20 protein-coding genes and 2 pseudogenes are annotated in these 23,023 nt (G+C 70.1%); 11 read left to right on the top strand and 11 right to left on the bottom strand.

All coding sequences use genetic code 11. The features are described from left to right. The 4 genes from ACX28W_RS04010 to ACX28W_RS04025 all read right to left on the bottom strand — a co-directional run bounded on the left by ACX28W_RS04010 (nt 1) and on the right by ACX28W_RS04025 (nt 4,895). Entirely contained in the window at nt 1–888 is an 888-nt protein-coding gene (locus ACX28W_RS04010) for a carbohydrate ABC transporter permease (RefSeq protein ID WP_458997348.1), read from the bottom strand. 19 nt (nt 889–907) lie between these two features. After that, nucleotides 908–1,885: a carbohydrate ABC transporter permease gene (locus tag ACX28W_RS04015; protein WP_458997349.1), complete on the bottom strand. Its 978-nt coding sequence runs from the start codon at nt 1,883–1,885 to the stop codon at nt 908–910. A gap of 272 nt (nt 1,886–2,157) precedes the next feature. Continuing rightward, entirely contained in the window at nt 2,158–3,489 is a 1,332-nt protein-coding gene (locus ACX28W_RS04020) for an ABC transporter substrate-binding protein (RefSeq protein WP_458997350.1), read from the bottom strand. A 269-nt stretch (nt 3,490–3,758) separates the two neighbouring features. After that, nucleotides 3,759–4,895, bottom strand: a complete 1,137-nt coding sequence (locus ACX28W_RS04025) for an ROK family transcriptional regulator (protein ID WP_458997351.1) — start codon at nt 4,893–4,895, stop codon at nt 3,759–3,761. Nucleotides 4,896–5,134: 239 nt separating this feature from the next. Between ACX28W_RS04025 and ACX28W_RS04030 the strand changes: the two genes are divergently transcribed. From ACX28W_RS04030 to ACX28W_RS04050, 5 genes are all read left to right on the top strand, one after another. Continuing rightward, nucleotides 5,135–6,046, top strand: coding sequence for an N-acetylglucosamine kinase (locus tag ACX28W_RS04030; RefSeq protein WP_458997526.1), 912 nt, complete (start codon nt 5,135–5,137; stop codon nt 6,044–6,046). Between the two features lie 175 nt (nt 6,047–6,221). Beyond that, nucleotides 6,222–8,171, top strand: coding sequence for a phosphatase PAP2 family protein (locus ACX28W_RS04035; RefSeq protein ID WP_458997352.1), 1,950 nt, complete (start codon nt 6,222–6,224; stop codon nt 8,169–8,171). A 201-nt stretch (nt 8,172–8,372) separates the two neighbouring features. After that, a complete protein-coding gene (locus tag ACX28W_RS04040) occupies nt 8,373–8,882 on the top strand; it encodes a methylated-DNA--[protein]-cysteine S-methyltransferase (RefSeq protein ID WP_458997353.1) in 510 nt (169 codons plus the stop codon). 446 nt (nt 8,883–9,328) lie between these two features. Next, nucleotides 9,329–10,312, top strand: a complete 984-nt coding sequence (locus ACX28W_RS04045; protein WP_458997354.1) for an alpha/beta fold hydrolase — start codon at nt 9,329–9,331, stop codon at nt 10,310–10,312. A 1-nt stretch (nt 10,313) separates the two neighbouring features. Further along, entirely contained in the window at nt 10,314–11,390 is a 1,077-nt protein-coding gene (locus ACX28W_RS04050; RefSeq protein ID WP_458997355.1) for an SGNH/GDSL hydrolase family protein, read from the top strand. 11 nt (nt 11,391–11,401) lie between these two features. On the opposite strand, the gene ACX28W_RS04055 is transcribed toward ACX28W_RS04050, so the two are convergent. Beyond that, complete coding sequence (locus ACX28W_RS04055) at nt 11,402–12,151, bottom strand: peptidoglycan-binding protein (RefSeq protein WP_458997356.1); 750 nt, start codon at nt 12,149–12,151, stop codon at nt 11,402–11,404. A 203-nt stretch (nt 12,152–12,354) separates the two neighbouring features. Between ACX28W_RS04055 and ACX28W_RS04060 the strand changes: the two genes are divergently transcribed. Both ACX28W_RS04060 and ACX28W_RS04065 read left to right on the top strand, forming a co-directional pair. After that, entirely contained in the window at nt 12,355–14,823 is a 2,469-nt protein-coding gene (locus ACX28W_RS04060) for a SpoIIE family protein phosphatase (RefSeq protein WP_458997357.1), read from the top strand. Between the two features lie 338 nt (nt 14,824–15,161). Next, nucleotides 15,162–15,557: a luciferase domain-containing protein gene (locus ACX28W_RS04065; protein ID WP_458997358.1), complete on the top strand. Its 396-nt coding sequence runs from the start codon at nt 15,162–15,164 to the stop codon at nt 15,555–15,557. Between the two features lie 41 nt (nt 15,558–15,598). On the opposite strand, the gene ACX28W_RS04070 is transcribed toward ACX28W_RS04065, so the two are convergent. The 3 genes from ACX28W_RS04070 to ACX28W_RS04080 all read right to left on the bottom strand — a co-directional run bounded on the left by ACX28W_RS04070 (nt 15,599) and on the right by ACX28W_RS04080 (nt 18,720). Then, nucleotides 15,599–15,967 (bottom strand): hypothetical protein, encoded by a 369-nt coding sequence (locus ACX28W_RS04070; protein WP_458997359.1) that lies wholly within the window; start codon nt 15,965–15,967, stop codon nt 15,599–15,601. A gap of 187 nt (nt 15,968–16,154) precedes the next feature. Next, nucleotides 16,155–17,108: an LAETG motif-containing sortase-dependent surface protein gene (locus ACX28W_RS04075; protein ID WP_458997360.1), complete on the bottom strand. Its 954-nt coding sequence runs from the start codon at nt 17,106–17,108 to the stop codon at nt 16,155–16,157. Between the two features lie 247 nt (nt 17,109–17,355). Continuing rightward, a complete protein-coding gene (locus ACX28W_RS04080; RefSeq protein WP_458997361.1) occupies nt 17,356–18,720 on the bottom strand; it encodes an NAD(P)-binding domain-containing protein in 1,365 nt (454 codons plus the stop codon). Between the two features lie 106 nt (nt 18,721–18,826). Between ACX28W_RS04080 and ACX28W_RS04085 the strand changes: the two genes are divergently transcribed. Beyond that, nucleotides 18,827–19,213 carry an ArsR/SmtB family transcription factor gene (locus ACX28W_RS04085; protein ID WP_458997362.1) on the top strand — a complete coding sequence of 129 codons (387 nt, stop codon included), beginning with the start codon at nt 18,827–18,829 and terminating at the stop codon, nt 19,211–19,213. Here ACX28W_RS04085 and ACX28W_RS04090 read toward each other — a convergent pair. Next, a pseudogene (locus ACX28W_RS04090) lies at nt 19,200–19,340 on the bottom strand (aquaporin family protein); the annotation flags it as partial. The gene ACX28W_RS04085 and the pseudogene ACX28W_RS04090 sit on opposite strands and share 14 nt — an antisense overlap. Here ACX28W_RS04090 and ACX28W_RS04095 point away from each other — a divergent pair. From ACX28W_RS04095 to ACX28W_RS04105, 3 genes and pseudogenes are all read left to right on the top strand, one after another. After that, nucleotides 19,341–19,612, top strand: a pseudogene (locus ACX28W_RS04095) (low molecular weight phosphatase family protein); the annotation flags it as partial. A gap of 142 nt (nt 19,613–19,754) precedes the next feature. Continuing rightward, complete coding sequence (locus ACX28W_RS04100; protein ID WP_458997527.1) at nt 19,755–20,423, top strand: TetR family transcriptional regulator; 669 nt, start codon at nt 19,755–19,757, stop codon at nt 20,421–20,423. A 127-nt stretch (nt 20,424–20,550) separates the two neighbouring features. Beyond that, nucleotides 20,551–21,021 (top strand): Zn-ribbon domain-containing OB-fold protein, encoded by a 471-nt coding sequence (locus ACX28W_RS04105; protein WP_458997363.1) that lies wholly within the window; start codon nt 20,551–20,553, stop codon nt 21,019–21,021. Between the two features lie 80 nt (nt 21,022–21,101). On the opposite strand, the gene ACX28W_RS04110 is transcribed toward ACX28W_RS04105, so the two are convergent. Both ACX28W_RS04110 and ACX28W_RS04115 read right to left on the bottom strand, forming a co-directional pair. After that, nucleotides 21,102–21,908 carry a pectate lyase gene (locus ACX28W_RS04110; RefSeq protein ID WP_458997364.1) on the bottom strand — a complete coding sequence of 269 codons (807 nt, stop codon included), beginning with the start codon at nt 21,906–21,908 and terminating at the stop codon, nt 21,102–21,104. Nucleotides 21,909–21,945: 37 nt separating this feature from the next. Next, complete coding sequence (locus tag ACX28W_RS04115) at nt 21,946–22,926, bottom strand: pectate lyase family protein (protein WP_458997365.1); 981 nt, start codon at nt 22,924–22,926, stop codon at nt 21,946–21,948. Nucleotides 22,927–23,023: the final 97 nt, after the last annotated feature.

Genomic DNA, 23,023 nt, shown 5'->3' on the forward strand with positions numbered 1-23,023 from the left:
TCAGCCCTTCATGCCGGAGGTCGCCAGTCCCTCCACCAGCCTCTTCTGGAAGATGAGGAAGCAGATGAGCGTGGGCACGAGGGCGAGTGTCGACATGGCGAACATCGCGCCGTAGGAGGAGCCGCTGGTCTGGTCCAGGAACAGGGTCAGGCCGAGGGGGACGGTGAATTTGTCGTTCTGCTGGAGGTAGACGAGCTGGTGGAGGAAGTCGTCGTAGGTCCAGATGAAGGTGAAGATCGTGGTGGTGATCAGGGCCGGCTTCATCAGCGGCAGGATGATCTTCCAGTAGATCTGCAGGGGGTTGGCGCCGTCCATCATGGCCGCGTGGTCGAGCTCGCGCGGGATGGAGCGGATGAACTGGACCATCAGGAAGATGAAGAAGGCGTCCACCGCGAGGAACTTCGGCACGATCAGCGGCAGGTACGTGTTGATCCAGGTCAGGTTGTAGAAGATCGTGTACTGCGGGATCAGGACGGCCTGCGTGGGCAGCATCAGCGTGCCGAGCATCAGGCCGAACCAGATCTTCTTGCCGCGGAACTCAAAGCGCGCGAAGGCGTAGGCGGCAAGGGAGCAGGAGATGACGTTGCCGATCACCGCGCCGATCGTGACGATCAGCGAGTTGGTGATATAGAGGGAGAAGGAGTTCCCGGAGCCGCTCCAGCCTTCGGAGTAGTTCTCCGGGCGCAGCGCGTTCGGGATGAGTCCCGGGTGGGTGAAGATCTCGGTGTCGGGCTTGAGCGAACTGCTCAGCATCCACAGCAGCGGGTACAGCATGACGATCGCCACGCCGATGAGCAGGGTGTGGATGTAGATACGGCGGGAACCGGTGGTGGAGCGCAGCTTCTGCAGCGGCGACTTCGGGGTCCGGGCCGGGGTGACGGCGGACATGGGGTGAAGGACTCCTCGCTCAGTCGTCGTAGTGGACCCAGTAGCGGCTGGCGATGAAGTTGACCGCCGTGAAGCCTGCGATGACCAGGAACAGCACCCAGGCCAGCGCCGAGGCGTATCCCATCTGGAGGTCGGTGAAGCCCTTCTTGTAGAGGTAGAGGGAGTACAGCATGGTCGAGTTGAGCGGTCCGCCGGAGCCGTTGCTGATCACGAAGGCGGGGGTGAAGGTCTTGAACGCGTCGATGATCTGCAGGACCACGTTGAAGAAGACGATCGGGGTCAGCAGCGGCAGGGTGATCTTGAAGAACCGGGTGACGGGGCCGGCACCGTCGATCGCGGCCGCCTCGTACACGTCCTTCGGCAGCTGCTTCAGACCGGCGAGGAAGATGACCATCGGGGTGCCGAACTGCCAGACGGCCAGCAGGACGAGCGTGTAGAGCGCGGTGTCGGGGCTGGAGATCCAGTCCTGGCCCTTGATGCCGAACCAGCCGAGGAAGTCGTTGAACAGGCCGTCGCCGCCGAAGACCTGCCGCCACACGATGGCGATGGCCACCGCCCCGCCGAGCAGCGACGGCAGATAGAAGGCGGCCCGATAAAGGCCGATGCCCTTCAGATTGCGGTTGAGCAGCATCGCCACGCCGAGGGCGAGGGCCAGCTTCAGTGGCACGGAGACGAGGACGTACACGAGGGTGGCGTGCACCGAGTCCCAGAAGACCGGGTCGTCGGTGAACATGCGGTCGTAGTTGTCCACGCCGACCCACTGCGCGGGCGTCAGCAGGTCGAAGTCGGTGAAGGACAGGTACAGCGAGTCGAGCATCGGGTAGATCGTCAGGCCGAACAGGCCGACGAACCAGGGGGCCAGGAAGAGGTACGGCCACCAGCCCCCGCCCCGCCGTCTGGCGAGGCGGCGGCGCATACGGTCGCGCTCCCGCTGGTCGGACGCGGTCGTGGGAGCGGACTGCTCCTTCACGACCTCGTCAGTCTGCGCGGTGGTCATACTCATCTCCCTGGCCCTCTCCCGGTGTTCAGATGTGCTGCGCGGCTGAGGGGGTGCCTTGTGGATCCTGCCGGGGTCGCGGGGTCTGGCACGCACATCTGCCGCGTTGTCGTCGGTCGCCGACTCCCCCAAGTTCTCGGCTTCGCTCGAACAGGGGGGACCCCCATCGCGTCGCCCCCCTCCTCCGCCTTGCAGTTGCACGCACCAGACCCCGCTCGGCCGTGTTGACCAGGCACCGGTGCTCGGAGCCGGCCTGATCCACAAGACACCCCCTACTCGGCCAGGATCCCGGCCGCCTGGTCGAAGAACTCGCCGAGCTGCGCCTTGATCGACTTCTTGCCGAAGGCGACGGCCAGGTTGGACTGGAACAGCAGGTCCCAGATCTGGTCGGCTCCCTGCGGCGGAGGCACCGGAGCGGCCAGGGCGTTGGTCGCCTTGCCGACCCGCTGGGAGATGTAGTCGGCGTTCGCCATGTTCAGCTTGTCCGTCTCGGTCAGACCCGAGGCGATCAGGGTGCGGGCCTTCTCCGTCGGCGGGATGCCGCGCAGCAGCTGCATGTCCTTGATCGCTGTCTCGTCCTGCGCGAAGAACGACATGATCTTCACGGAGTCGGCGACCTTCTTGCTCGCCTTGGTGGCGCTCAGCAGCACACCGCCGTTGACGAAGTTGCCCTCACGGGCGCCGGAGAAGTCGCCCTGCGGGGTGGGCAGGAAGTCCAGCTGCGCGTCGGTGATGGAGCCGCCCGCGCCGTAGACGCCGGAGTCGAAGGTGAACAGGGCCTTGCCGATGACGACCGCGTTCTTGGTGAGGTCGTTGTGCGCGGCGGAGGTGATCGCGGGCGGCGGGGAGGCGTTGGCCTTGCGCATGTCGGCCCAGTACTCCCACCACTCCTGGAGGGTGTCGGAGGTGAAGCCGAGCTTCTTGCCGTCCTCGGTGAAGAAGGTCTCGCCCTTCTCGCGGGCGAAGATCTCGAAGCACTGGAGGGTGGAGCCGCCGCCGTCGTCGACGCCGTAGATCTTGCCGTCGCTCTTCTTGTAGACGTCGGTGGCGATCTTCTTCAGGTCGGCCCAGGTCCACTCGCGGTCGGGCAGCTTCAGGCCCAGGTCCTCCAGGCCGCTGCGGTTGACGGTGAGCTGGTTCACGCCGATGCCGGACGGGACGCCGTAGAACTTGCCGTCGACGGTGCCGGCCGCGAGGAGCGTCTTGGAGAAGCCGGTGAGGTCCAGGGTCTTGCCGACGTAGGAGTCGAGCGGAGCGAGGATGCCCTTGCGCGCGTACTGCGCGACCAGGGCGGTGTCCATCTGCAGCAGGTCGGGGGCGCTGCCGCCGGCGATGTTGGTGTTGAACTTGTCGAAGTAGCCGTCGTAGCCGGAGTAGCGTTCCTCGATCTTGATCTTCGAGTTGCTCTTCTGGAACGTGGCGAGCGCCTTCTTGTAGGCGTTGTGCCGGTCGTCGCTGCCCCACCACGTCATGGTGAGCTTGTCGCTGGTGGTGCCTGCGCCGGTGCCTCCGCCGCAGGCGCTCAGCGAGCCGCCGACTGCGGCCGCGGCGGCTATGCCGCTCGCGGTGCGGAACAGGGTTCTGCGCGAGATCTCGTGACCCACCGGGTCCTCCTGGATGTGCGTGACGGATCTCCCGGCCGGCCAGTGCGGCTCGGGTCTTTTCCCTGGGGTACGCCCTCGGCGCGCGGCCTCGCCCGGCCACGTCGCCTGTCGGGTGGGGGTCCCCGGCCGTAGTCCCGGCCGCGACCGTACGAGCACGCCCTCGTCGGTTGCCGTACGGATTGCGTACGGCGGGACGCCTCATCCGGAGTCGGGGTCCCGCCGACTCAGAAAGCGCTTGTCCGGACATTGGCACAAGCGGATGGAGTCCGTCAATGCTCGACCTGGACACCGCCGATCACGGTCCGGATTCCGTGTGCCACCGCCAGCCTGGCCGCGCCCACGACCGTGCCGCTGTCGCCGAGTTCGCTGCTGACCACCTCGGTGGGCCAGCTGAGCCGGGCGAGTTCGGCCCTGACCCCGGGCAGGAGTTGTGGATTCGCGCCGATGCCCCCGCCGAGGACGATCAGGCCGGGGTCGAGGACCGCGGTGGCCGCCGCGGCGAGCCGGCCCACTTCGCGGGCGTGTCCGTCGACGAAGCGGAGGGCCTTCACGTGTCCCTCGGCGGCGAGTTCGAAGAGTTGAGCCGCATCGTGCGGCTGCGGGCCGTCCTGCTCGAGCCAGGAGGCGGCGACGCGGCGAAGGAGCGCGGCGGCTCCGGCGTACCGCTCCATGCCCTCGTGCACGGACTCCTCGCCCTCCGTCCACGGGTACGGAAGCCGCGCTATCTCGCCGGCCGCGCCGTTGCTCCCGCGCAGCACCTCGCCGCCGACCACGATGCCCAGACCGATGCCATAACCGACCTGCAGATAGCCGAAGGTGCGGCGGCCCCGGGCAGCGCCCTCGTGAAGTTCGGCGAGGGCGGCGCAGTTGACGTTGTTCTCGATGTGGACGCAGCTGCCGGACGGAAGGGAAAGCGCTTCCACCGCGGCCGCTACGGAAGGAGTCGCGGGCCGGGCACCCAAGGCACTGCGATCGGACGCCACGTCGGGGACGGCGACCACGACGGCCCGCAGCGAGCCCGTCGGCAGCTCGTCGAGCGCGCCGCGCAGGGCCTCGGCCGGTCTCGTACGACCGTCCGTGGCGCGCCTGGTGAGGACGGTGCCGTCCAGAGCGCAGCCGCGGACTTCGGTGTGGGTGGAGCCGAGATCGACGGCGAGGACGCAGCCGGCGGCGGGGCCGAGGCGGTATACGGCGGCCGAACGGCCGGTCGTGCCGTGCGCGGTGCCGGAGCGGGCGGCGAGCGAGGCCGTCTCCAGTTCGGCGACCGCGGCGGACACCGTCGGCTTGGACAGGCCCGCGCGGGCGGCCAACTGGGGCCGTGTCGCACGGCCCGACGCGGCCAGCACGGCGAACACGGCACCCGCGCTCTCGCTCAGCCGTGCGCCGTCCGCCAGCTCGTGTGCCACAGCTCCCCCACCAATCCGACGGATCGCGCGCATGACTCTTGACGCACCCTACTTGGTTAGTTAACTTCCTAACGAACTTCACGGTACTCGCCTGCCGTGGTCCGTTCAGAGGCCCGTCCCGGGGCTTCCCGACTGTTCAATTCCCTTTCATCCAGGCACGGTTCGCCCGCCGTTCGCAGCACAGCGGTGCGAAGCGATTCGCTTCGCACCTGAGCGACGAAAGAGGATCCGTGCAGGCCGTGCAGGACTCCACGCCCCTTGTGGTCGGTATCGACGTGGGCGGCACCAAGACCCATCTCCGCGCCTGCGCGGGACAGAGCGCGGGACAGAGTTCCGTCGCCGATCACCTCCGTACGAGCAGGGGATGGCGGCCGCACGACCCGGCGGCCGCCGCCGCATGGCTCGCCGCGCTGCTGCGCGAAGCGCTCCCGCCCGACTCGCCCGCGTCCGCCGTGGCCGTGGGTGGGCACGGCTGCGAGACGTCCGGGCAGTGCGCCGAAATCCGCTCGGCGCTGGAGGCCCGCCTACAGGTTCCCTGCCTCGTCGTGGGCGACGCCGAACTGCTGGTCCCCGCCGCGGGGCTGGACAAGGGGGTCGGTCTGGTCGCCGGTACCGGTTCGGTGGTGGTGGGGCGGCTGGCCGACGGCAGCCCCGTTCAGGTCGGCGGCTGGGGTGCGGTGCTCGGCGACGAGGGCGGATCCGCCGGTCTCGTACGCGAGGCGGCGCGGGCCGTGTGGGCGGCGCACGACCGCGGTGAGACCCCCGACCAACTGGCGCTGGGGCTCATCGCCGCGTTCGGTGTGAGCGAAGTCCCGGCCCTGGGCGTGGCGTTGGAGAGTGCCACGAATGCCTCGGCCGACTGGGGCCGGCACGCTCCCGTCGTGTTCGCGGCCGCCGAGCACGGCTCCCGGATCGCCCACAAGGTCATCGCCGACGGTGGCCGGTCCCTTGCCTCGCTCGTCGTGCGGCTCGCCGAGCGCGGGGTTCCCGTCGACGACGTGGTGGTCGCGGGCGGCACCGTTCTCGCCCAACCCGCGCTGTACGACGCGTTCGCGGCGTCGCTCGCCGAGGCCGTTCCGGGCGCGCGGCCGAGGCCGCTGCGGGTGCCGCCGGTCGAGGGCGCTGTGACCCTGGCCCGTTCACTCGTATGACACTTTCCGGTCGCTGAGCCAACCCCGACACGACATTACTCAGCCGTAGGTCTTCACCCGTACGACTCACCCTCGCCACAGGGCACATGCCCCATCTCAGGTGCCGCACGAGATCCGGTCGTCGCACACTCTCCCTCCCGGCCGCACGGCCGAAGAACCCAAGAGAGGCACATCCATGCCGTCACCCGCCGGGCGCCCCTCCACCTCGTCGAACGGTCGACTCGCCGTGAACAGGCGAGGGTTCCTCCGGACCTCACTGGGCACTTCGGCCGGTCTGCTGGCCGCCCCGACCCTGGTGAGCTGGCGGGCAGCCGCCGATGCAAAGGCCGCCACCCCGCCCGCCGCGTTCGTCGACGCCTACAAGACCAACGTCCTCACGAACCTCACGCCCGAGACCAACGCGGTGATCCGGATACTCGGCGGCATGGCCGAGGTGTGGAAGACGGGCGACGCCTGGAACACCGGCACGCCGCTGATGCGCGAGGTGCTGCGCGCCAACGTGCGCTACTGCGCCCGGATCACCGGCGCACGCACCGAGGCACAGGCGAAGGAAGCCTTCATCTACGACCGGCAGCACCAGAGTTACGCGATGATCGCCGCTCTGGGTCCGCTGGCCGACCTGTACAAGTCGGGTGCCAGGGCGGTCACGTCGATCACCAGCGCGCCGGACACCACGCCCGCCACCACCATCAGCGACGCCGTCCCCGCCGGCGCCCCGGCCGGATCCGCGCTCGGCGCGGGCTCGTACACCTCGGACCTCGGCCAGGTGGCGAAGCTGGTCGACACCGTGCGCGGCCCGTACGCGTCCGGCAACCCCGCCAAGTACGCCTTCCAGTACCCGCGTCCGTGGCGCATGAACGAGGACAGCGAGGTCGTCGACACGGGCGCGGTCGACGCGCTCGGCTACCCGGCGTACGACTCCGAGGTGGTCGTCGCCACGCAGCTGCTGCGGCAGCGCAGCACGGCGCCGGCCGAGGACGGCGGCTTCCCCAGCGGCCACACCAACGCCTTCCACCTGGCGGCTCTCGCCTTCGCGTACGCGGTTCCCGAGCGTTTCCAGGAGCTGGTGACACGCGCCCTGGAGCTCAGCCACACCCGGATCATGTCGGGCATGCACTCCCCCGTCGACGTCCTGGGCGGCCGCATCATGGCCACCGCCCTGGCCGCCGCCACGCTCGCCGATCCGGCCAACGCCGAGCTCAAGGCCGCGGCGCGTGCCCAGGCCCTCGCGTACTTCCAGGCGCAGACCGGTACGACGGCGGACACGCTGTACGCCTACGCGCACTCGGCGGGCGTCGGCACCGACCCGTACGCCGACCGGGCCGCCAACGCCCGTGCTCTCACGCCGCGCCTGACCTACGTCCTCACGAGGCACGGCCGCTCCGAGGACATGACCGTGCCCAAGGGCGCCGAAGTCCTGCTGGAGACGCGGCTCCCCTACCTCGACGCCGCGCAGCGCCGCGAGGTGCTCCGTACCACCGCCCTGCCCTCCGGGTACGTCCTGCTGGACGGCGCCGAGCAGTGGGGCCGCCTCAACCTCTTCGTCGCCGCCGACGGGTACGGCGCCTTCGACTCCGACGTGGACGTCACCCTGAACGCCGCCGACGGGGGCTTCGGCGCGGCCGACACCTGGCGCAACGACATCTCCGGGTGCGGCCGGCTGGTCAAGCGCGGCAGCGGTGCGCTGACCCTCACCGGAGCCAATACCCACACGGGCGGCACCGTGCTGGAGGAGGGCGTCCTGACGGCCGGTTCCGCGGGCGCGCTGGGTCGCGGCGACGTCCAGGCGCGGGGCGGGACGCTGCGGGCGGGTGCGGCCGCCGGATCGGCCGTGCGCGTGCGCGGCAGCTACACCCAGGCGTCCGGCGCGAGCCTGGAGGCGACGCTCCGCGAGGGCCGCGTGCCCGCGCTGACGGTGGACCGACGGGTGCTGCTCAGCAAGGACAGTGTGCTCACGCTTCGGCTGGACACGGTCCACCGTCCGGCACCGGGCACCATCATTCCGGTGATCCGGACCTCGTCGCTGCGCGGCCAGTTCGGTCGCGTCACGGTCCAGGCGGACGGCTACCGGGCGGTGCCCGTGTACTCGGTCGAGGGGCTGTCCGTACGACTGGTGCGGCACTGACCTCGGGCTGAGGGCTGAGGGCTGAAAGAGGACACCTGGGCCGGTCCCGCCGTGCGGCGGGACCGGCCCACGTCATGAGAGCGATGTCCGATTTCCGCCGGACGGAGCGGCATACGCGTTGCACAGTGGAGACCACGACCAAGGCTGAGACCGTGTGACCTCAGGCTCTGGGACTCCGTTCATGGCGAAAGGACGCGACCGATGACGGTCTACACGACGATGGACAGTCCGCTGGGCGAGTTGCTGCTGGTGGGCGAGGAGTCGGTCACCGCGAAGGGCGGTACGGCGCTGGTCTCGCTGTCCATGCCCGGCCAGAAGTCCGGCGCTGTCGTCCAGGAAGGCTGGACGAGGGACGAGGACGCGTTCGCCGAGATCGCCTCCCAGCTGCGCTCCTACTTCGACGGCAGGCTCACCGGCTTCGACATCGAATACGTGAGCGGCGGCGGCAGCGACTTCCAGCAGCGGGTGTGGAAGGCGGTCGAGACCGTCCCGTACGGCACGACCGTCAGCTACGGCGAGATCGCCGCGCGGATCGGGGCGTCGAAGGCCGCCATGCGCGCCGTGGGTACGGCGATCGGCGCGAACCCCCTGCTGGTCGTACGCCCCTGCCACCGTGTGATCGGCGCGAGCGGCGCCCTCACCGGCTACGCCGCCGGGCTGGAACGCAAACAGCGGCTCCTGGACCTGGAAAGCGCGCTCCCGGCCGACTGACTTCTCCCGAAGGACCGCACGATCACGCTCGACACCACGCACCTGACGGGCCACATCGCCGACCGCGTCGGGGCCCAGGACTGGAACGCGCTGACCGACGAACTCGACGAGCACGGCCACGCGCTCACCGATCAGCTGCTGACCCCCGAGGAGTGCCGCAGGATCACCGCCCTGTACGACCGGCCCGACCACTTCCGCACGACCGTCGACATGGCCCGGCCGGATACCGGCCCTGCGCGGTGTCCCTGCCCGCCGAGTACGCCCGGTCGAAGGCGAACCGGCCCGGCGTCGGCCCGCCGCGCCGAGGATTTGCCGGATCAGCAAAAGGCCTCGCCCCGCCGCACCGAGCGCCGCATGATCGCCGATAGTGCCGACGGGCGCGGTACGGGAACCCTGCCGCCGCATTCGTCGCACCGGCCACACGCAGAGCGCCCACGGGAGGACTCGTGCCGCAGGAATCCGCAGCAGACCGCACCCACCGCCTGGTTTTCTCCCCCGGCGGACGGACCCATCTGGTGGAGCAAGGAACGGGCCCGCTGGTGCTGCTCGTTCACGGTTTCCCGGAGTCCTGGTACTCCTGGCGCCATCAGCTTCCGGCGCTCGCCGCGGCCGGCTACCGGGCGGTCGCCGTCGACGTCCGGGGCTACGGGCGCTCCTCCAAACCCGAAGCGGTGAACTCGTACCGCATGCTCGACCTGGTGGCGGACAACGTCGCCGTGGTGCATGCCCTGGGTGAGCGGTCCGCGGTGGTCGTCGGGCACGACTGGGGCGCGAACATCGCCGCCGCCTCCGCGCTGATCCGTCCCGACGTGTTCCGCGCCGTCGGGCTGCTCAGCGTGCCCTACGCCCCACGCGGCGGGCCGCGCCCCAGCGACGTCTTCGCGCAGTTGGGCGGTCACGAGGAGTTCTATGTCTCCTACTTCCAGGAGCCCGGCCGGGCCGAGGCCGAGATCGAGCCCGATGTGCGCGGCTGGCTCGCGGGCTTCTACGCGGCGCTGTCCGCCGACACCATGCTCGCCCCCGCGGCGCCCGATCCGCACTTCGTGAGCCCCGGCGGAACGCTGCGCGACCGGTTTCCCACCGGACGGCTCCCGCACTGGCTCGGCGAGCACGATCTCGACGTCTACGCGGGGGAGTTCGAGCGGACCGGGATGAGCGGGGCGCTCAGCCGCTACCGGAACATGGACCGGGACTGGGAGGACCTGACCGACTACGACGGCGCGCCCCTCACCCAGCCCTCGCTGTTCATCGGCGGCGGTCTGGATGCCTCCACCACCTGGATGGCCGACGCGATCAACGCCTACCCCACCACCCTGCCCGGCCTGATCTCGTCCCACCTCCTCGACGACTGCGGCCACTGGATCCAGCAGGAGCGCCCCGACGACGTCAACCGACTCCTGATCAACTGGCTTGCAGCGCTGCCCTCCTGACGTGCCGTTCGCTCAAGCCGAAGGATTCGGCCGCCGCGCAGAACGGCCGGGAAGCGTGCCCTTCGGAGGCGCCTCGCTGCCGATCACCTCGGTCTTCGTGGCGCTCCCGCTGGACGGGCAGGCGGGTGTCAGCGCGATCCAACCGGGGACCTCCCCGTCGGTGACCTTCAGCGGCCGGTCCTCGACGGTGGTTCCGGTGGGAGCGCAGGTGGTTTCCGATGCTCTGGACCTCGATCTCGAGCCGGGATCCAACCTCACTGTGACGACGCACCTCGCCGAAGGCCAGGCATCCAGCAACATCACCTCTCACCCCGGTTCACGGACCACCTCCTACCTCCGGACCGGGAACCACGTCGGGGACGAAGACCTGCCCGGAGCGACCCCCACCAACCACTGGTACTTCCTCAGCGGCGTCGAGACCTGGTCCCGGCGCTCCACCTCGGCGGCAGTGATCCTGGGCGACTCGCTGGCCGACGGCCGGGGCTCCACGACCAACCTCGACAACCGCTGGCCGGACCGGCTGTTCGAGCGGCTGCGGTCCGACGAGGACACGGCCGACACCGCGATCCTCCATCAGGCGGCCGACGGCAACCGGATGCTCAACGACGGCCTCGGCCCGAACGCCCTGGCCCGAATCGACCGTGACGTCTTCGCCCAGCGTGGAGTCGATCGACTGCGCGTCTTCGAGGGCGTCAACGACATCGGCACCGCCGCTCCCACCGAAGCCGCCCAGAAGCAGGTCACGGCAGACCTGATCGCGGCCTACGAACAGATCGTCGTCAGGGCGCACGCGCAGGGCATCCGGGTGTACGGAGCGACCTTGACGCCCTTCGGAGGCAACGCCCGATACGACGACGCGGCGGGGTATCGCGAGGCCTCCCGGCAGGCGGTCAACCAGTGGATTCGCACGAGCGGCCGCTTCGACGCCGTGGTCGACTTCGACCGGGCCGCCCGTGATCCGCAGGAACCCGCACGGCTGTCGGCGACGATCGACGACGTCGACCACCTCCGCCTCAACCCGACCGGTTACCAGCTCCTCGCCGACGCCGTCCCGGCCCGACCGTTCGCGACGAAGTAGCCGGCCACTCCCTACAGCGTCGTACGGGATTCGAGGGCGGCGCGGGTGTCGTTGCCGTAGACGCCCGTCTCGTCCCCCCGGATGCCGTACCAGAGTTGGAACCGCGCGACCGCGGCGGTGAGCGTGGCGTCATAGGTCCCGCTCGTCGAGCCGTCGGTGTACACGTCCGGGATGTCGAGCAGCCGTTGCTGCAACTCGGTCACCTCCGAGCCGCTGGCCCCCTCGCGGAGCGTGCCCGCACCGTCCGGGTCGGCGGCCGGGGACGGGGCCTGGGCGGCGGCCGTCGCGGCTGGGCCGGTCCCGGCCTGCCCGGCCTGTGAGCCCCCGTCCGAGCCCCCGCCCGGCAGCAGGAGCGCGAGGGCGAAGCCGCCGAGGGCCGCCGTCGTCACCGCGCCGACGATCACGGCCCGGCGCAGACCCGCGCCGCGCCCCCGCCCGTGTCCGACCTCGCGCCCCCGGTCGAAGCCGGGGTCCGGCTCGGGCTGCCCTGCCCTCACGAAACTCCCGCGACCGGTGTAGTCCTCCCCCACCAGGACGGGCGGCAGCTCCTCGGTCGCGTCCTCCGCCGGGGGCAGATCCTTCGTGCCGGTCAGCGGCAGAGGGATGGACTCGTAGTTCTCGTCCGGATCGGCCCCCTTCTCCTCCTCGCGCACCTGCCGCAGCAGTTCCGCCAGCGCCTCCGTGCGGCGACGACGCTCGACATAGGTGGGCTCGAGCGCCCGTCGCCTCACGGGCTGCCCTGGTTCGGACGGTGTCGACACACTGCTCCCCTTCCGTGCGCGCGGTCTCACGCCATCCCCGTGCAGTGATACGCGGACACCGGCCCGTGAGTTCAGCGGACCGCCTCACCAGCACGAACGAACGAGCGATCGATGCGCTGGGCCACGGCCCGCACTCCGGCCGTACGACGTGAAGAATGGACAGAAAGGGGTAGGACCACCTTCGGGGAGCGGAGAGGGTCGCAGTGGGTGCGAGCGAGGAACGAGACGGAGCGGCCCAGCGGCGCTTCGACATGGCGGACGCCGCGCCGCTGCTGCTCGACGCCCGGATGACGGTGACCAGCTGGACCGCGGACGCCGAGCGGCTGCTGGGGTACAGGCCCGCCGAGGTACTCGGCAGGAGCGCCGCCGACCTGCTGCTCCCGGAGGACGCGGCGCGCGTCCCCGAGCTGGCCGAACGGTGCCGCAACGGCGGCGGCTGGGCCGGACTGCTCTCCGCGCTGCACCGCGACGGACACGCGATCCGGCTGATGGTGCGGGTCGTCCCCGTACGGCAGGGTGACGGGCCGCCGCCGCGGTGGGTGGTGCTGCTTGCCGACCTGGCCGGTGGCCCCGGCTGGGACATGAGCCGGTCCGTGCTGGAGCGGATGAACGCCAGCTCGCCGGTGGGCATCGCGATCGTCGACACGGACCTGCGGTACGTGTGGTCGAACGCCGCGCTGGAGCAGTTCGGCGGCGGCCCGCCCCATCAGCGGCTGGGCCGAAGACTCGCGGAGATCCAGCCGGGCCTGGACACCGAGCGGCTCGAGGCGCAGATGCGCCAGGTGCTGCAGAGCGGCGAGCCGGTGGTCGCGTACGAGCATGTGGGCCGCGTACGGTCGACGCCGCACCGCGAGACGGCCCACTCCTTGTCGTTCATACGGCTGGAGGACGACCACGGCCATCCGATCGGCCTGTACTACACCGTCGTCGACGTCACCGAGCGCTACCGCGCCCGGCAGCGCTTCGCGCTCCTCGACCGGGCCGGCGAGCACATCGGCCGCAGCCTGGACGTCCTGCAGACGGCGCAGGAACTGGCCGACGTCGCCGTGCCGGGTCTGGCCGACCTCGTCGTCGTGGACCTGCTGGAATCCGTGTTCACGGGAGCCGAGCCGACGCCCGGTCCGCTGAGCGGCACGGCCGCGGAGCCGCCGCTGCGGCGGGCCGGACAGCAGTCGGCCGGCGCCCAGATCCCCGAGACCGCCGTGTCGATCGGTGCGGCGGCGACGTACACGGCGGGCTCCCCCCCGATCCGGTGTCTGGCCGAGGGCGAGTCCTGGCGCGAGGAACAGCTGGACCCGTCGGCCAGGGAGTGGGCCACGGGAATCCCCGGGGGCCCCGCCGCCTCGTTCCTCGAGCTCGGGCTGCACAGCGTGATGATCGTCCCGCTCCGTGCCCGCGGCATCACCCTGGGGATCACCACCTTCTACCGGCGTCACAACCAGGACCCCTTCGCCGAGGACGATCTGAGCCTGGCGGAGGAATTCGTCGGCCGGGCGGCCCTGTGCGTCGACAACGCCCGCCGTTACACCCGCGAGCGCGACGCCGCCCTCGTCCTGCAACGCAATCTGCTCCCGCACCGCTTCCCCGAGCAGGACGCGGTGGAGGTCGCCGCCTGCTACCGGCCCGCCGACGAGCTGACCGGACTGGCCGGCGACTGGTTCGACGTCATTCCGCTGTCCGGGGCCCGGGTGGCGCTGGTCGTGGGCGAAGTGGCCGGTCACGGCATCGACGGCGCCGCGGCCATGGGACGGCTGCGGGCCGCCGTGCAGACCCTCGCCGATCTGGACCTGCGGCCCGAGGAAGTACTCGCGCACCTGGACGACCTGGTCAGCCGGGCCGCCCGGGAGGAGGGCAGCGGCGCGGACACCCGCACCAGCGGGATGCAGGCCGTGGGCGCCAGTTGTCTGTACGCGGTGTACGACCCGGTGAGCGGGCAGTGCGCCATGGCGGGCGCGGGTCATCCCACACCCGCCATCGTCGCCCCGGACGGGACGGTCTCGTTCGCGGAGCTCCCCCACGGTCCCGCGCTGGGCGTGGGCGGACTGCCCTTCGAAGCGGTCGAGTTCACCCTCGAGGAAGGCAGCGTGCTCGCCCTCCACACCGACGGGCTCATCGCCACGCCCCGTACCGGTCGGGACCCGGAAGCGGGCCGGGAGCGACTGCGGCGGGCCCTGGAGGCACGCCACCAGCCACTCGACGCCCTCTGCCGCACCATCGTGGACGACCTGGTGCCGACACGGCCGTACGACGACGTGGCGCTGCTCATGGCCCGCACCCGGCGCCTGGGTGCCGAACAGGTCGCGACCTGGGACCTGCCCCTCGATCCGGCCGTGGTCGCCGAGGCCCGCAAGGCGACCACGCAGCAGCTCGGCGTCTGGGGCCTGGACGAGCTGGCCTTCACCACCGAGCTGGTCGTGAGCGAACTCGTCACCAACGCCATCCGGCACGCCTCGGGCCCGATCCGGCTACGGCTGATCACGGAGCATGCCCTGGTCTGCGAGGTCTTCGACGGCGGAGCCACCGCTCCGCATCTGCGCCATCCGAAGACGACCGACGAGGGCGGCCGCGGGCTGTTCCTGATCTCCCAGTTCACTCAGCGCTGGGGCACCCGTTACACCTCCGAGGGGAAGATCATCTGGGCCGAGCAGTCCCTCACGGAACCGCCGATGTGACGTCCCCGTGAGGTCCGCCGTGTTGGGGTCAGCAGTCGCGGAACTCCGGTGACTGGTTGAGGATCTGTCTGAACCCGGCCGTGCCCAAGGACTGCGGGACCAGCTTCTACCGGCAGAACCTGCAACCTGATGCACAGCGCCACCGGTTACTGGGGCGGCACCATCCAGGACAAGCGGATGACCGCGGTCACCTTCTGGATGGCATGAGGGCTCAGTTACCCCCGAGGAGATACACATCGCATTCTTGTGCGGTTATTTCCGGACATGAGCGCGATACGGCTCAGTTACAGCTTTCTCAAGTCCTGGTGTCCGGACGGTGAGCTGGTCATGATGGACGCATGACGTTGGCCTCGCGCGCCATGGCGCGACTGGCGAGTTGGCCGGACCTCACGGAGGCCCGGCCGAGCTGCGGCACCGGGCGCGCGCTGCGCTCGGTCCATGGCGAGATCGTCCACTTCCATTCGGACCGCGAGGTGGACCTGCACCTCACGGCCCGTGCCATTCACCGCTTCGAGGATCACCTCAAGGGCGCCACCGTAGTCCGGATGGTGCCCGGCTCGCGGTGGGTGACCATACGTCTCGAGGTCGACGCCGACATCGACCTGCTCCTGACTCTGGTGAGCGTGGCTCTCCAGTCCCACCAGGCGTGGCCGGTTCCCCGCGACGCACCACCGGCGGGCTGCAACGACCACCGCAGAGTGACGCTGTCGCGCGACAGTCTCACCGGAGGCTGAAGGAGCGTTTCCGCCTGAAGGCTTTCTGGGTGAGTCACGGCTCAGAACCTGGCGCCGATGCTCGTGCCGTCGCGCGGCACGAGGAAGGTCGGGGCGGACGGGAGGGAGCCGTCGGGGTCGCGCGCGCCGGTGAGGGCGGCCGGATCCGTACTCAGGACCGAGGATTCGTCCCAAGTGCCGCCTCCATGCCAGGAATTGGCTCTCGATGTGGTGGTGGAGCCCAGGGCCGCCGCCCGGCCGTCCGCGACGGACAGGTTGGCGGTGAGCCCTGCCTGCGAGCCGGCCACATCGGCGTTGCGCACGGTGTCGGCCACCGCCGGGGCCGGGCTGCCGCCGCCGAGCTTGAAGCCGTTGCCGTCGCCCGCGAAGTCGGGGAAGTTCCAGCGATGGAAGCCGTTGCCGTACGACACGGTGTTCTCGATGAGGATGGGCGAGGTGAACTTTCAGGCGTCGAAGCCGTCGTCGACGTTGTTCCACCATGCGGTGCAAGCCAAGAATCGTTTCGCCCGTACATCGACGCAAGAGGCCCCGGCACTCACGTACTCGGTGAGTGCCGGGGCCCTTCGAGGGGTCGCCGAAGCCCGATGACCCCTCGGGTCAGGAGCTGGTGCGCGGGGAGCGTCGGCGGCGGGTGGCGACGGTGATCGCACCGCCGGCCACGAGGAGAGCCGCGGCGCCGGCGGCGATCGGCAGGGCGTTGCCGCCCCCGGTCTCCGCGAGGTCACCGGGCGGGGTCGACTGCCCGCCGTTCGGCGTGGGAGCCGGCGGTGTGGTCGACTCGGAGGCCGACGGGCCGCTCGGCGTCTCGGACGGCGTCGACTCGGTGGGCGTCGTCGGAGTCGGAGTGCCCGGGGTCTCCGCCGGCGGAGTCGAGGCCGGGGGCGTCGAGGCGGGCGGAGTCGAGGCCGGAGGCGTCGTCTCGGGCGCGCTGGGCGGCTGCGCCGTGCAGTCCTTCTTGCCGCCGTTCCACGCCATGATCAGCTTGTCCTTGATGACGGCGCGGTCCGGCCCCTTGGGCAGATCGCCGTGCTCAAAGCCGTCGTTGGCGTCGAACTTTCCGTCGAACTTCACCGCGCCGCGGTAGAGGTCGATCTGTGCGTAGCAGCCGACGTCGGGCACGGCGATGTCGAGGGAGTCGGTCTCGCCCGGCTTGACCTTGACGGTGTCGAAGTCGTGGAAGACCTGCTCACCGGAGGTCTTGAAGGTGGCACCGTGGGTGCGGTACGCGGCGAGGGAGGCGGTGCAGGAGCCGGCATCGCTCGCCGCGCGCACCTTGATGTGCACCTTGCCGTCGTCGGTGGGCTTGAGGTTCTGGTCGTCGACGCGGACCCAGTCGTAGAAGTTCGTCCCGTCCAGGGAGAACTCGCAGCGATCGGCCGCGGTCACCGTGCCGGCGCCCTGGCCGGGCTTGTAGCCGCCCCCGTTGTTGTCCCAGCCGTCGCCGCCGGGGGTGCCGGTGGCCCAGGCGCTGGTGGTGGCCGCTGAGAGGGCGAGCGCCGCCGCGCCCGTCCCCAGCAGGCAGCGAAGGGTGACACGTCTCGCTATGGACATGCAGATCCCATCTTGGTGATCCATGACCCGGTCGACGGCAGCAGGGCAGCACAAGCAGCCGGGGGCCGTACCGGGGGTGAGTGGTCGAAGAAACACTGGGCCCATTGGTCACATGGGCCACAGCTCGACCACATAGTCGATCAACAGAAAGGGACTGTCAACCTCAGTGAATCGACAAGGACTTCATGCGTAATCACAGTTCAGCCACATCAGGAATGAGACGCTCCGGAACGGCTCGGAGAGTGGGTCAGCAGCCGCCCGCGGCGGACGGGGCGCCGACGCCGACCTGGAGGATCGTGGGGGCCGCGCAGCATCCGCCGTCCTCGTCGGCCCGCCCGGTGTCGGACTCGTCGAACAGGCCCGCGCCGCCGCAGACCCCGGTCTCCGGCAGGGTCAACTCCACCCGCTCGGCGGCCTCCTGGTCCCCGGCGAGTGCCGCGGCGATGGAACGGGTCTGCTCGTAGCCGGTCATCGCGAGGAAGGTCGGGGCACGCCCGTAGCTCTTCATGCCGACGAGGTAGACGTCCGGCTCGGGGTGCGCGAGCTCGTTCACGCCGTGCGGGTAGACGGTGCCGCAGGAGTGGATGTTGGGATCGATGAGCGGCGCCAGGCCCACCGGCGCCTGGAGTCGCTCGTCCAGGCCGAGGCGGACCTCCGAGAGGAAGGAGAGGTCGGGGCGGAAGCCGGTCAGCACGATGACCTCGTCGACCGGTTCGAGGCGGCGCCCGTCCTCGGCCGCGAGCACGAGCCGGTCGCCGCCGCGGTCCACGGCGGCCGTACGGAATCCGGTGACCGCGTCGGCGCGACCGTCGTCCACGGCAGCCTTGGCCGCGAGGCCCAGCGCGCCCCGGGCCGGAAGCTGATCGTCCTCGCCGCCGCCGAAGGTGGAGCCGCCGATGCCGCGCCGCAAGACCCACACCGCGTGGGTGCCCGGGGCGCCCTTCGCGAGGTCGGCCAGGGCGGCGAGGGCGGTGAACGCGGAGGCACCGGAGCCCACGACCGCGGTGCGCCTGCCCGCGTAACGCGCGCGTACGGCGGGATCCTTGAAGTCGGGCACGCGGTAGGAGATCCGGTCGGCCGCGACACGCTCGCCGAGGGCGGGCAGGCCGTCGCCGCCGAGCGGGCCCGGCGTGGACCAGGTGCCGGAGGCGTCGATGACAGCGCGGGCGATGGTCCGCACCTCGGTGCCGTCCGCCTCGCGCACATGGACGGTGAAGGGCTGCCGCCCGCGGTCCGCGTCCACGATGCGGTCCCGGCCGAGACGGGAGACGCCGGTGACACGGGCGCCGTAGCGGACCCGCTCGCCGAGCGCGTCGGCGAGCGGCTGGAGGTATCGCTCGGCCCATTCGCCGCCGGTCGGGTACGTCACGCCGTCCGGGCGGATCCAGCCGGTGGCAGCCAGCAGCTTCTCGGCGGCGGGGGCGACGACCTCGGTCCACGGGGAGAACAGCCGCAGGTGCGACCACTCCCGCACCGCCGTTCCCGCGCTCGGCCCGGCCTCGAGGACCAATGGCTCGATGCCGCGTTCGACCAGGTGGGCGGCGGCGGCCAGGCCGACGGGACCGGCGCCGATGACCACGGTCGGCAGGGCGGCGGAGGTGCTGTCGTTCATCGGGTGCTCCCGGGGACGGAGGTGGAGGCCGTAGAGCCTCTGCATCGACATTCATCTATTCAAGAAGGAGCTTGTCGCTTGAATCGACGGATGTCAATATCGATGCATGTCGAAGTCAAGCGTGACGGAGCTGCCAGTTCTGGACTCGGACGTCACAGAGGGCACAGTGTTCGCACAGACGGCGCCGTGCTGTCCGCCGCTCACCGAGCGTCCCCTGACGGCCGAGGAGGCCGGACGCACCGCGAAGATGTTCAAGGCACTCGGCGACCCGGTGCGACTGCGACTGTTCTCCCTGGTCGCCTCGCACGAGGGCGGCGAAGCCTGCGTGTGCGACATCTCCGACGTCGGCGTCTCGCAGCCGACCGTCTCCCATCACCTGAAGAAGCTCAAGGACGCCGGGCTGCTCACGTCCGAGCGGCGGGGTACATGGGTGTATTACCGGGTGGAGCCGAGTGTGCCGACGGCGCTGGGGCACCTGCTCAGCCGGGCGTGAAGATGACTGCCACAACAGCCAACCCCACCACGACACCTGCGAGTTGAGCCCCGAAGAACGCCGGGACCGACCCTGGCGCGACGCCCGCGAAGGTGTCGGCGTAGGCGCGGCCGATCGTCACCACCGGAATCCGGCCGCGGTCGAGGCCATGAAGGAGATCAACGTCGACATCACCGGCCGGCGGCCGAAGGTGCTGACCACCGAGGCCGTCCAGGCCTCCGCCTGCGGCACCACCATGGGCTGCGGCGACGCCTGCCCGATCTTCCCCGGCAAGCCCTGCCTCGACCGGCCCCTCGAAGACCCCGCGGGCGAGGACGTGGAGTCCGGCCGATCCGCGACGAGGTCAAGGCCCGTATCGAGGCTCTGATCAGTGAGATCGACGGCTGCCGGGACGCGTAACCGGCGACGCCTCTCCGAGGCACTCAGTTCCCTCGATCTTGTGCACTGAGTGCCATCCGCCGCGCGCGATGCTAGGTTCCCGTCCATGAGCGAGGGACCCCGGCGCAGCGCCTGCGCCGACACGACGACGGCGAAGCCGCCCATGCGGGACGCGCTGGTCGCGGCGGCCTTCCAGCTCTTCCTGGAGCGCGGCTACGAGCAGACCACGGTCGACGACATCGTGGCAGTCGCCGGGGTCGGCCGCCGGTCGTTCTTCCGCTACTTCCCGTCCAAGGAGGACGTGGTCTTCCCGGACCACGAGCGCTGCCTGGCGGACATGACGGCATTCCTGAGCGCCGGCGGCGACGAGGACGAACCGGTACAGCGGGTCTGCGACGCCGCCCGGCTCGTGCTGCGCATGTACGCCGAGAACCCGACCTTCTCCGTACAGCGCTACCGCCTCACCAAGAAGGTCCCCGGCCTGCGCGCCTACGAGTTGTCGGTGGTCTGGCGTTACGAGCGTGCCCTCGCGGAGTATCTGCGCGGGCGCTACGCCGGCCGAGCCGACGGCACCCTGCGAGCGGATGTCGTCGCCGCGGCGGTGGTCGCCGCGCACAACAACGCTCTGCGCTCCTGGCTGCGTTCGGACGGCCAGGGCGATGCGGACACCGCCGTGGACCACGCGCTCGGATACGTACAGGCCTCGTTCGGCGACTCCCCCGGCGCCGCTCCGGCCACGGAACAGGAGGACGTGGTCGTCGTCATCGCCCGGCGTGGAGCGCCGATGTGGCGCGTCGTCCGGGAGATCGAGTCCACGCTCGGGCGGGACTGAAGGGCGCCTTTTCCACGATCTGAGGGTACCGAGTGCCTTTACTGGTGGCACTCAGTGCCATACTCTGTGGCTCGTGCGCGGCGATCCTCGCACATCAGACTCCGGCCGAGCGCAGGGAGATGACATCGTGTACCACCCAGGAATCGCCCTTCATCCGGGCCTCGGACCCGCGACGGACGTACTCGAAAACGACCCGGCGGGGCATACGGGGCCGAATCTCAGCGCCCCCGGTACCCGCTCCGCGCCGAGCGGAACGCCGGCCACGGATGCCCTGCTCTTCCAGCGGTGCCACTGGTGCGGCACCGCGATGTTCCAGCGCCTCCTCTGCCCGGTCTGCGCGGGCAGCGACCTGCGGACGGAAGCGAGTGCGGGGACCGGCGTGGTGCGCCACTCCACCGTCGTCCACCGCAACACCCCGGCGGCGCGGAATGTCTCCCTCATCGAGATGGCGGAGGGATTCACCGTCCGCGGCAGGGTCACGGGCTCGCCGACCGACGTCCACAGCGGAGACCGGGTCCACCTCAGCACCGCGGCGGACCCGGTGCGCCGGCAGCCGGTGTTCCAGCTCGTCGACGGTCCCTACCGGAGCTGGAGCTGACACCCCGCGCCTGCGGCGGCTGAACGAACCGCCGCACGGGGACGGTTCGTTCAGCCGCCAGGGATGGCCGGGGCAGGCCGTCAGCTGTAGGTGATGTCGGACGTCGCGTACTTGCAGTACGTACTGTCAGGGCCGCTGCCGTTCGTGGGCGGTTCCGCACCCGAGTTGTTGCCGATGTACTTCTGGCAAGGGATGATCTTCTTGCTGGTATCTCCGACGATCTTGATGCCCTTCAGGGTCGCACTGTCGCCGTAGTTGGTGTTGATGCCGACGATTCGGCTGCCCTTCCAGGACACCTCGATGTTGTTGAGGTTGATCGTGCGCTTGTACTGCGTGGAGCAGTTGCCGCACGACCGGATGAAGGTGCCGAAGTTCTTCACCGCGAAGTTCGAGACGTTCAGCGTTCCGGCGCCGTTGAACTGGAACACCTTGTCGCTGGCTTCCTTGGCGCCACCACCGGAGATGGTGTAGACGCTCGACGACGAGGAGCCCCGGAACGTCGCCGCGTCCTCGCCGACGTCCTCCCACCAGACGTTCTGCAGCGTGCAGCTACCGAGACAGTGGATGCCGTCCGCGGCCGGGGCGCCGATGATGACGTTCTTCAGAACCGTGCCGGCGGCCAGTTGCAGGATCGGTCCCTGGTCCTCGTCCTGGCTGCCGCTGCCCAGGTCTCCGGTGCCGTAGAGGCGGACCATCCCGTAGTCCTTGGTGCCGGAGAGCGGGATGGTGGAGGAGACCGCCTGACTGCCGGTCGCGGTGGGCCAGGTGGCGGCGCTCGCCGGAGACAGGGCGCCCTCTGTCATGATCATGGCAACCGAGAGGCCGAGTGCGGCCAGGGCGCCGGTCAGTGCGCGCGTGCGGACGCGCGGACGTGCTGCAGAAGTCATGTCCCGATTCCTTCTGTCGTCTGTTGCGGTGGGGGTGTCAGAGCTTTCCGGCGCCCGCGCCGCCCGTCACCGAGGCGACGACGGTCGAGGCGGACTCGGCGGTGTAGCTGTAGGGCGGGGTGGTGAAAGTGCCCACCTGCGAGATCTCGGTAGCGGCTCCGCCGAGGTCGTTGCCGCGCAGGTTGGCGAAACCGTCCACGTCGCTGTCGCGGTTCGTGGTGACGGCGACCGGCGTGGAACGGAAGACGTTGTTCTCGACGAGCATCTGGGCGCCCATCCTGGAGTGCACGGCGGTCTCGGCCCCGACGACGTAGTTGTCGTAGAAGTGACCGGTGCCGAAGCGCAGGCTGGGGATGCGCGAGTAGATGTTGCTGAAGTAGTTGTGGTGGTACGTCACATGCAGGTGCCCGGTGTCCTCGGAGGCGTTGTTGTCGCTGTGGCCGACGAGGGAGCCCTTGAAGTGATCCTTGAAGGTGTTCCAGGACACGGTGACCGAGTCGGAGGCGTGATTGATGTCGAGCAGACCGTCGTAGTAGTCCTTGTCGTGGTCGCGGTCCGCCGAGAAGGAGTTGTGGTCGATCCACACCTTCGTCGACGCCTGGACCGTGATGCCGTCGGAGGGCTTGAGCGGCTTGCTGATGTTCAGGTTGCGGACGACGACGTTGGTCACCTTCTTCAGGCGCAGCCCGCCGCCGGTGAACCCGGACGCCGAACCCACGCCCAGGACCGTGGTGTTGGAGCCGATGTCGACCTGCCCGCTGAGTGAGATCAGGCCGTTGACGCGCACCACCTTGGCCGTGTTGCCCGTGACGGCCGTCTTGAAGGCGTCGAGAGTCGAGACGGTGACGACGGCGGCGCTCCCGCCGCCGGTGGTTCCGGCGCCGTAGCCGATCGGTGAGGTCTCAGCGCCTGCCGCGGCCTGCGGGAGAACGAGAGCGGTGGTGACGGCCAGGGCGGCCGCCGTGGCGGTTGCCAGGGCCAGTCTGCGAGGACGCGTCGGTGGGGGGCCTGTACGCATGCGGGTGTGTCCCTTCGAGAATATCCGTGGACCATGCTCGCGAACAATGATCACGATGCTGAACGGCATGAGGCGTGCATGACATACCTTCGACGTC

This window comes from Streptomyces sp. SD15 (genome assembly GCF_054462255.1).

Coding starts and splice junctions, on each gene's coding strand:
- ACX28W_RS04010 (WP_458997348.1), bottom strand. CDS start 888: ATGTCCGCCGTCACCCCGGCCCGGACCCCGAAGTCGCCGCTGCAGAAG.
- ACX28W_RS04015 (WP_458997349.1), bottom strand. CDS start 1,885: ATGACCACCGCGCAGACTGACGAGGTCGTGAAGGAGCAGTCCGCTCCC.
- ACX28W_RS04035 (WP_458997352.1), top strand. CDS start 6,222: ATGCCGTCACCCGCCGGGCGCCCCTCCACCTCGTCGAACGGTCGACTC.
- ACX28W_RS04040 (WP_458997353.1), top strand. CDS start 8,373: ATGACGGTCTACACGACGATGGACAGTCCGCTGGGCGAGTTGCTGCTG.
- ACX28W_RS04065 (WP_458997358.1), top strand. CDS start 15,162: ATGACGTTGGCCTCGCGCGCCATGGCGCGACTGGCGAGTTGGCCGGAC.
- ACX28W_RS04075 (WP_458997360.1), bottom strand. CDS start 17,108: ATGTCCATAGCGAGACGTGTCACCCTTCGCTGCCTGCTGGGGACGGGC.
- ACX28W_RS04080 (WP_458997361.1), bottom strand. CDS start 18,720: ATGAACGACAGCACCTCCGCCGCCCTGCCGACCGTGGTCATCGGCGCC.
- ACX28W_RS04085 (WP_458997362.1), top strand. CDS start 18,827: ATGTCGAAGTCAAGCGTGACGGAGCTGCCAGTTCTGGACTCGGACGTC.
- ACX28W_RS04100 (WP_458997527.1), top strand. CDS start 19,755: ATGCGGGACGCGCTGGTCGCGGCGGCCTTCCAGCTCTTCCTGGAGCGC.
- ACX28W_RS04110 (WP_458997364.1), bottom strand. CDS start 21,908: ATGACTTCTGCAGCACGTCCGCGCGTCCGCACGCGCGCACTGACCGGC.
- ACX28W_RS04115 (WP_458997365.1), bottom strand. CDS start 22,926: ATGCGTACAGGCCCCCCACCGACGCGTCCTCGCAGACTGGCCCTGGCA.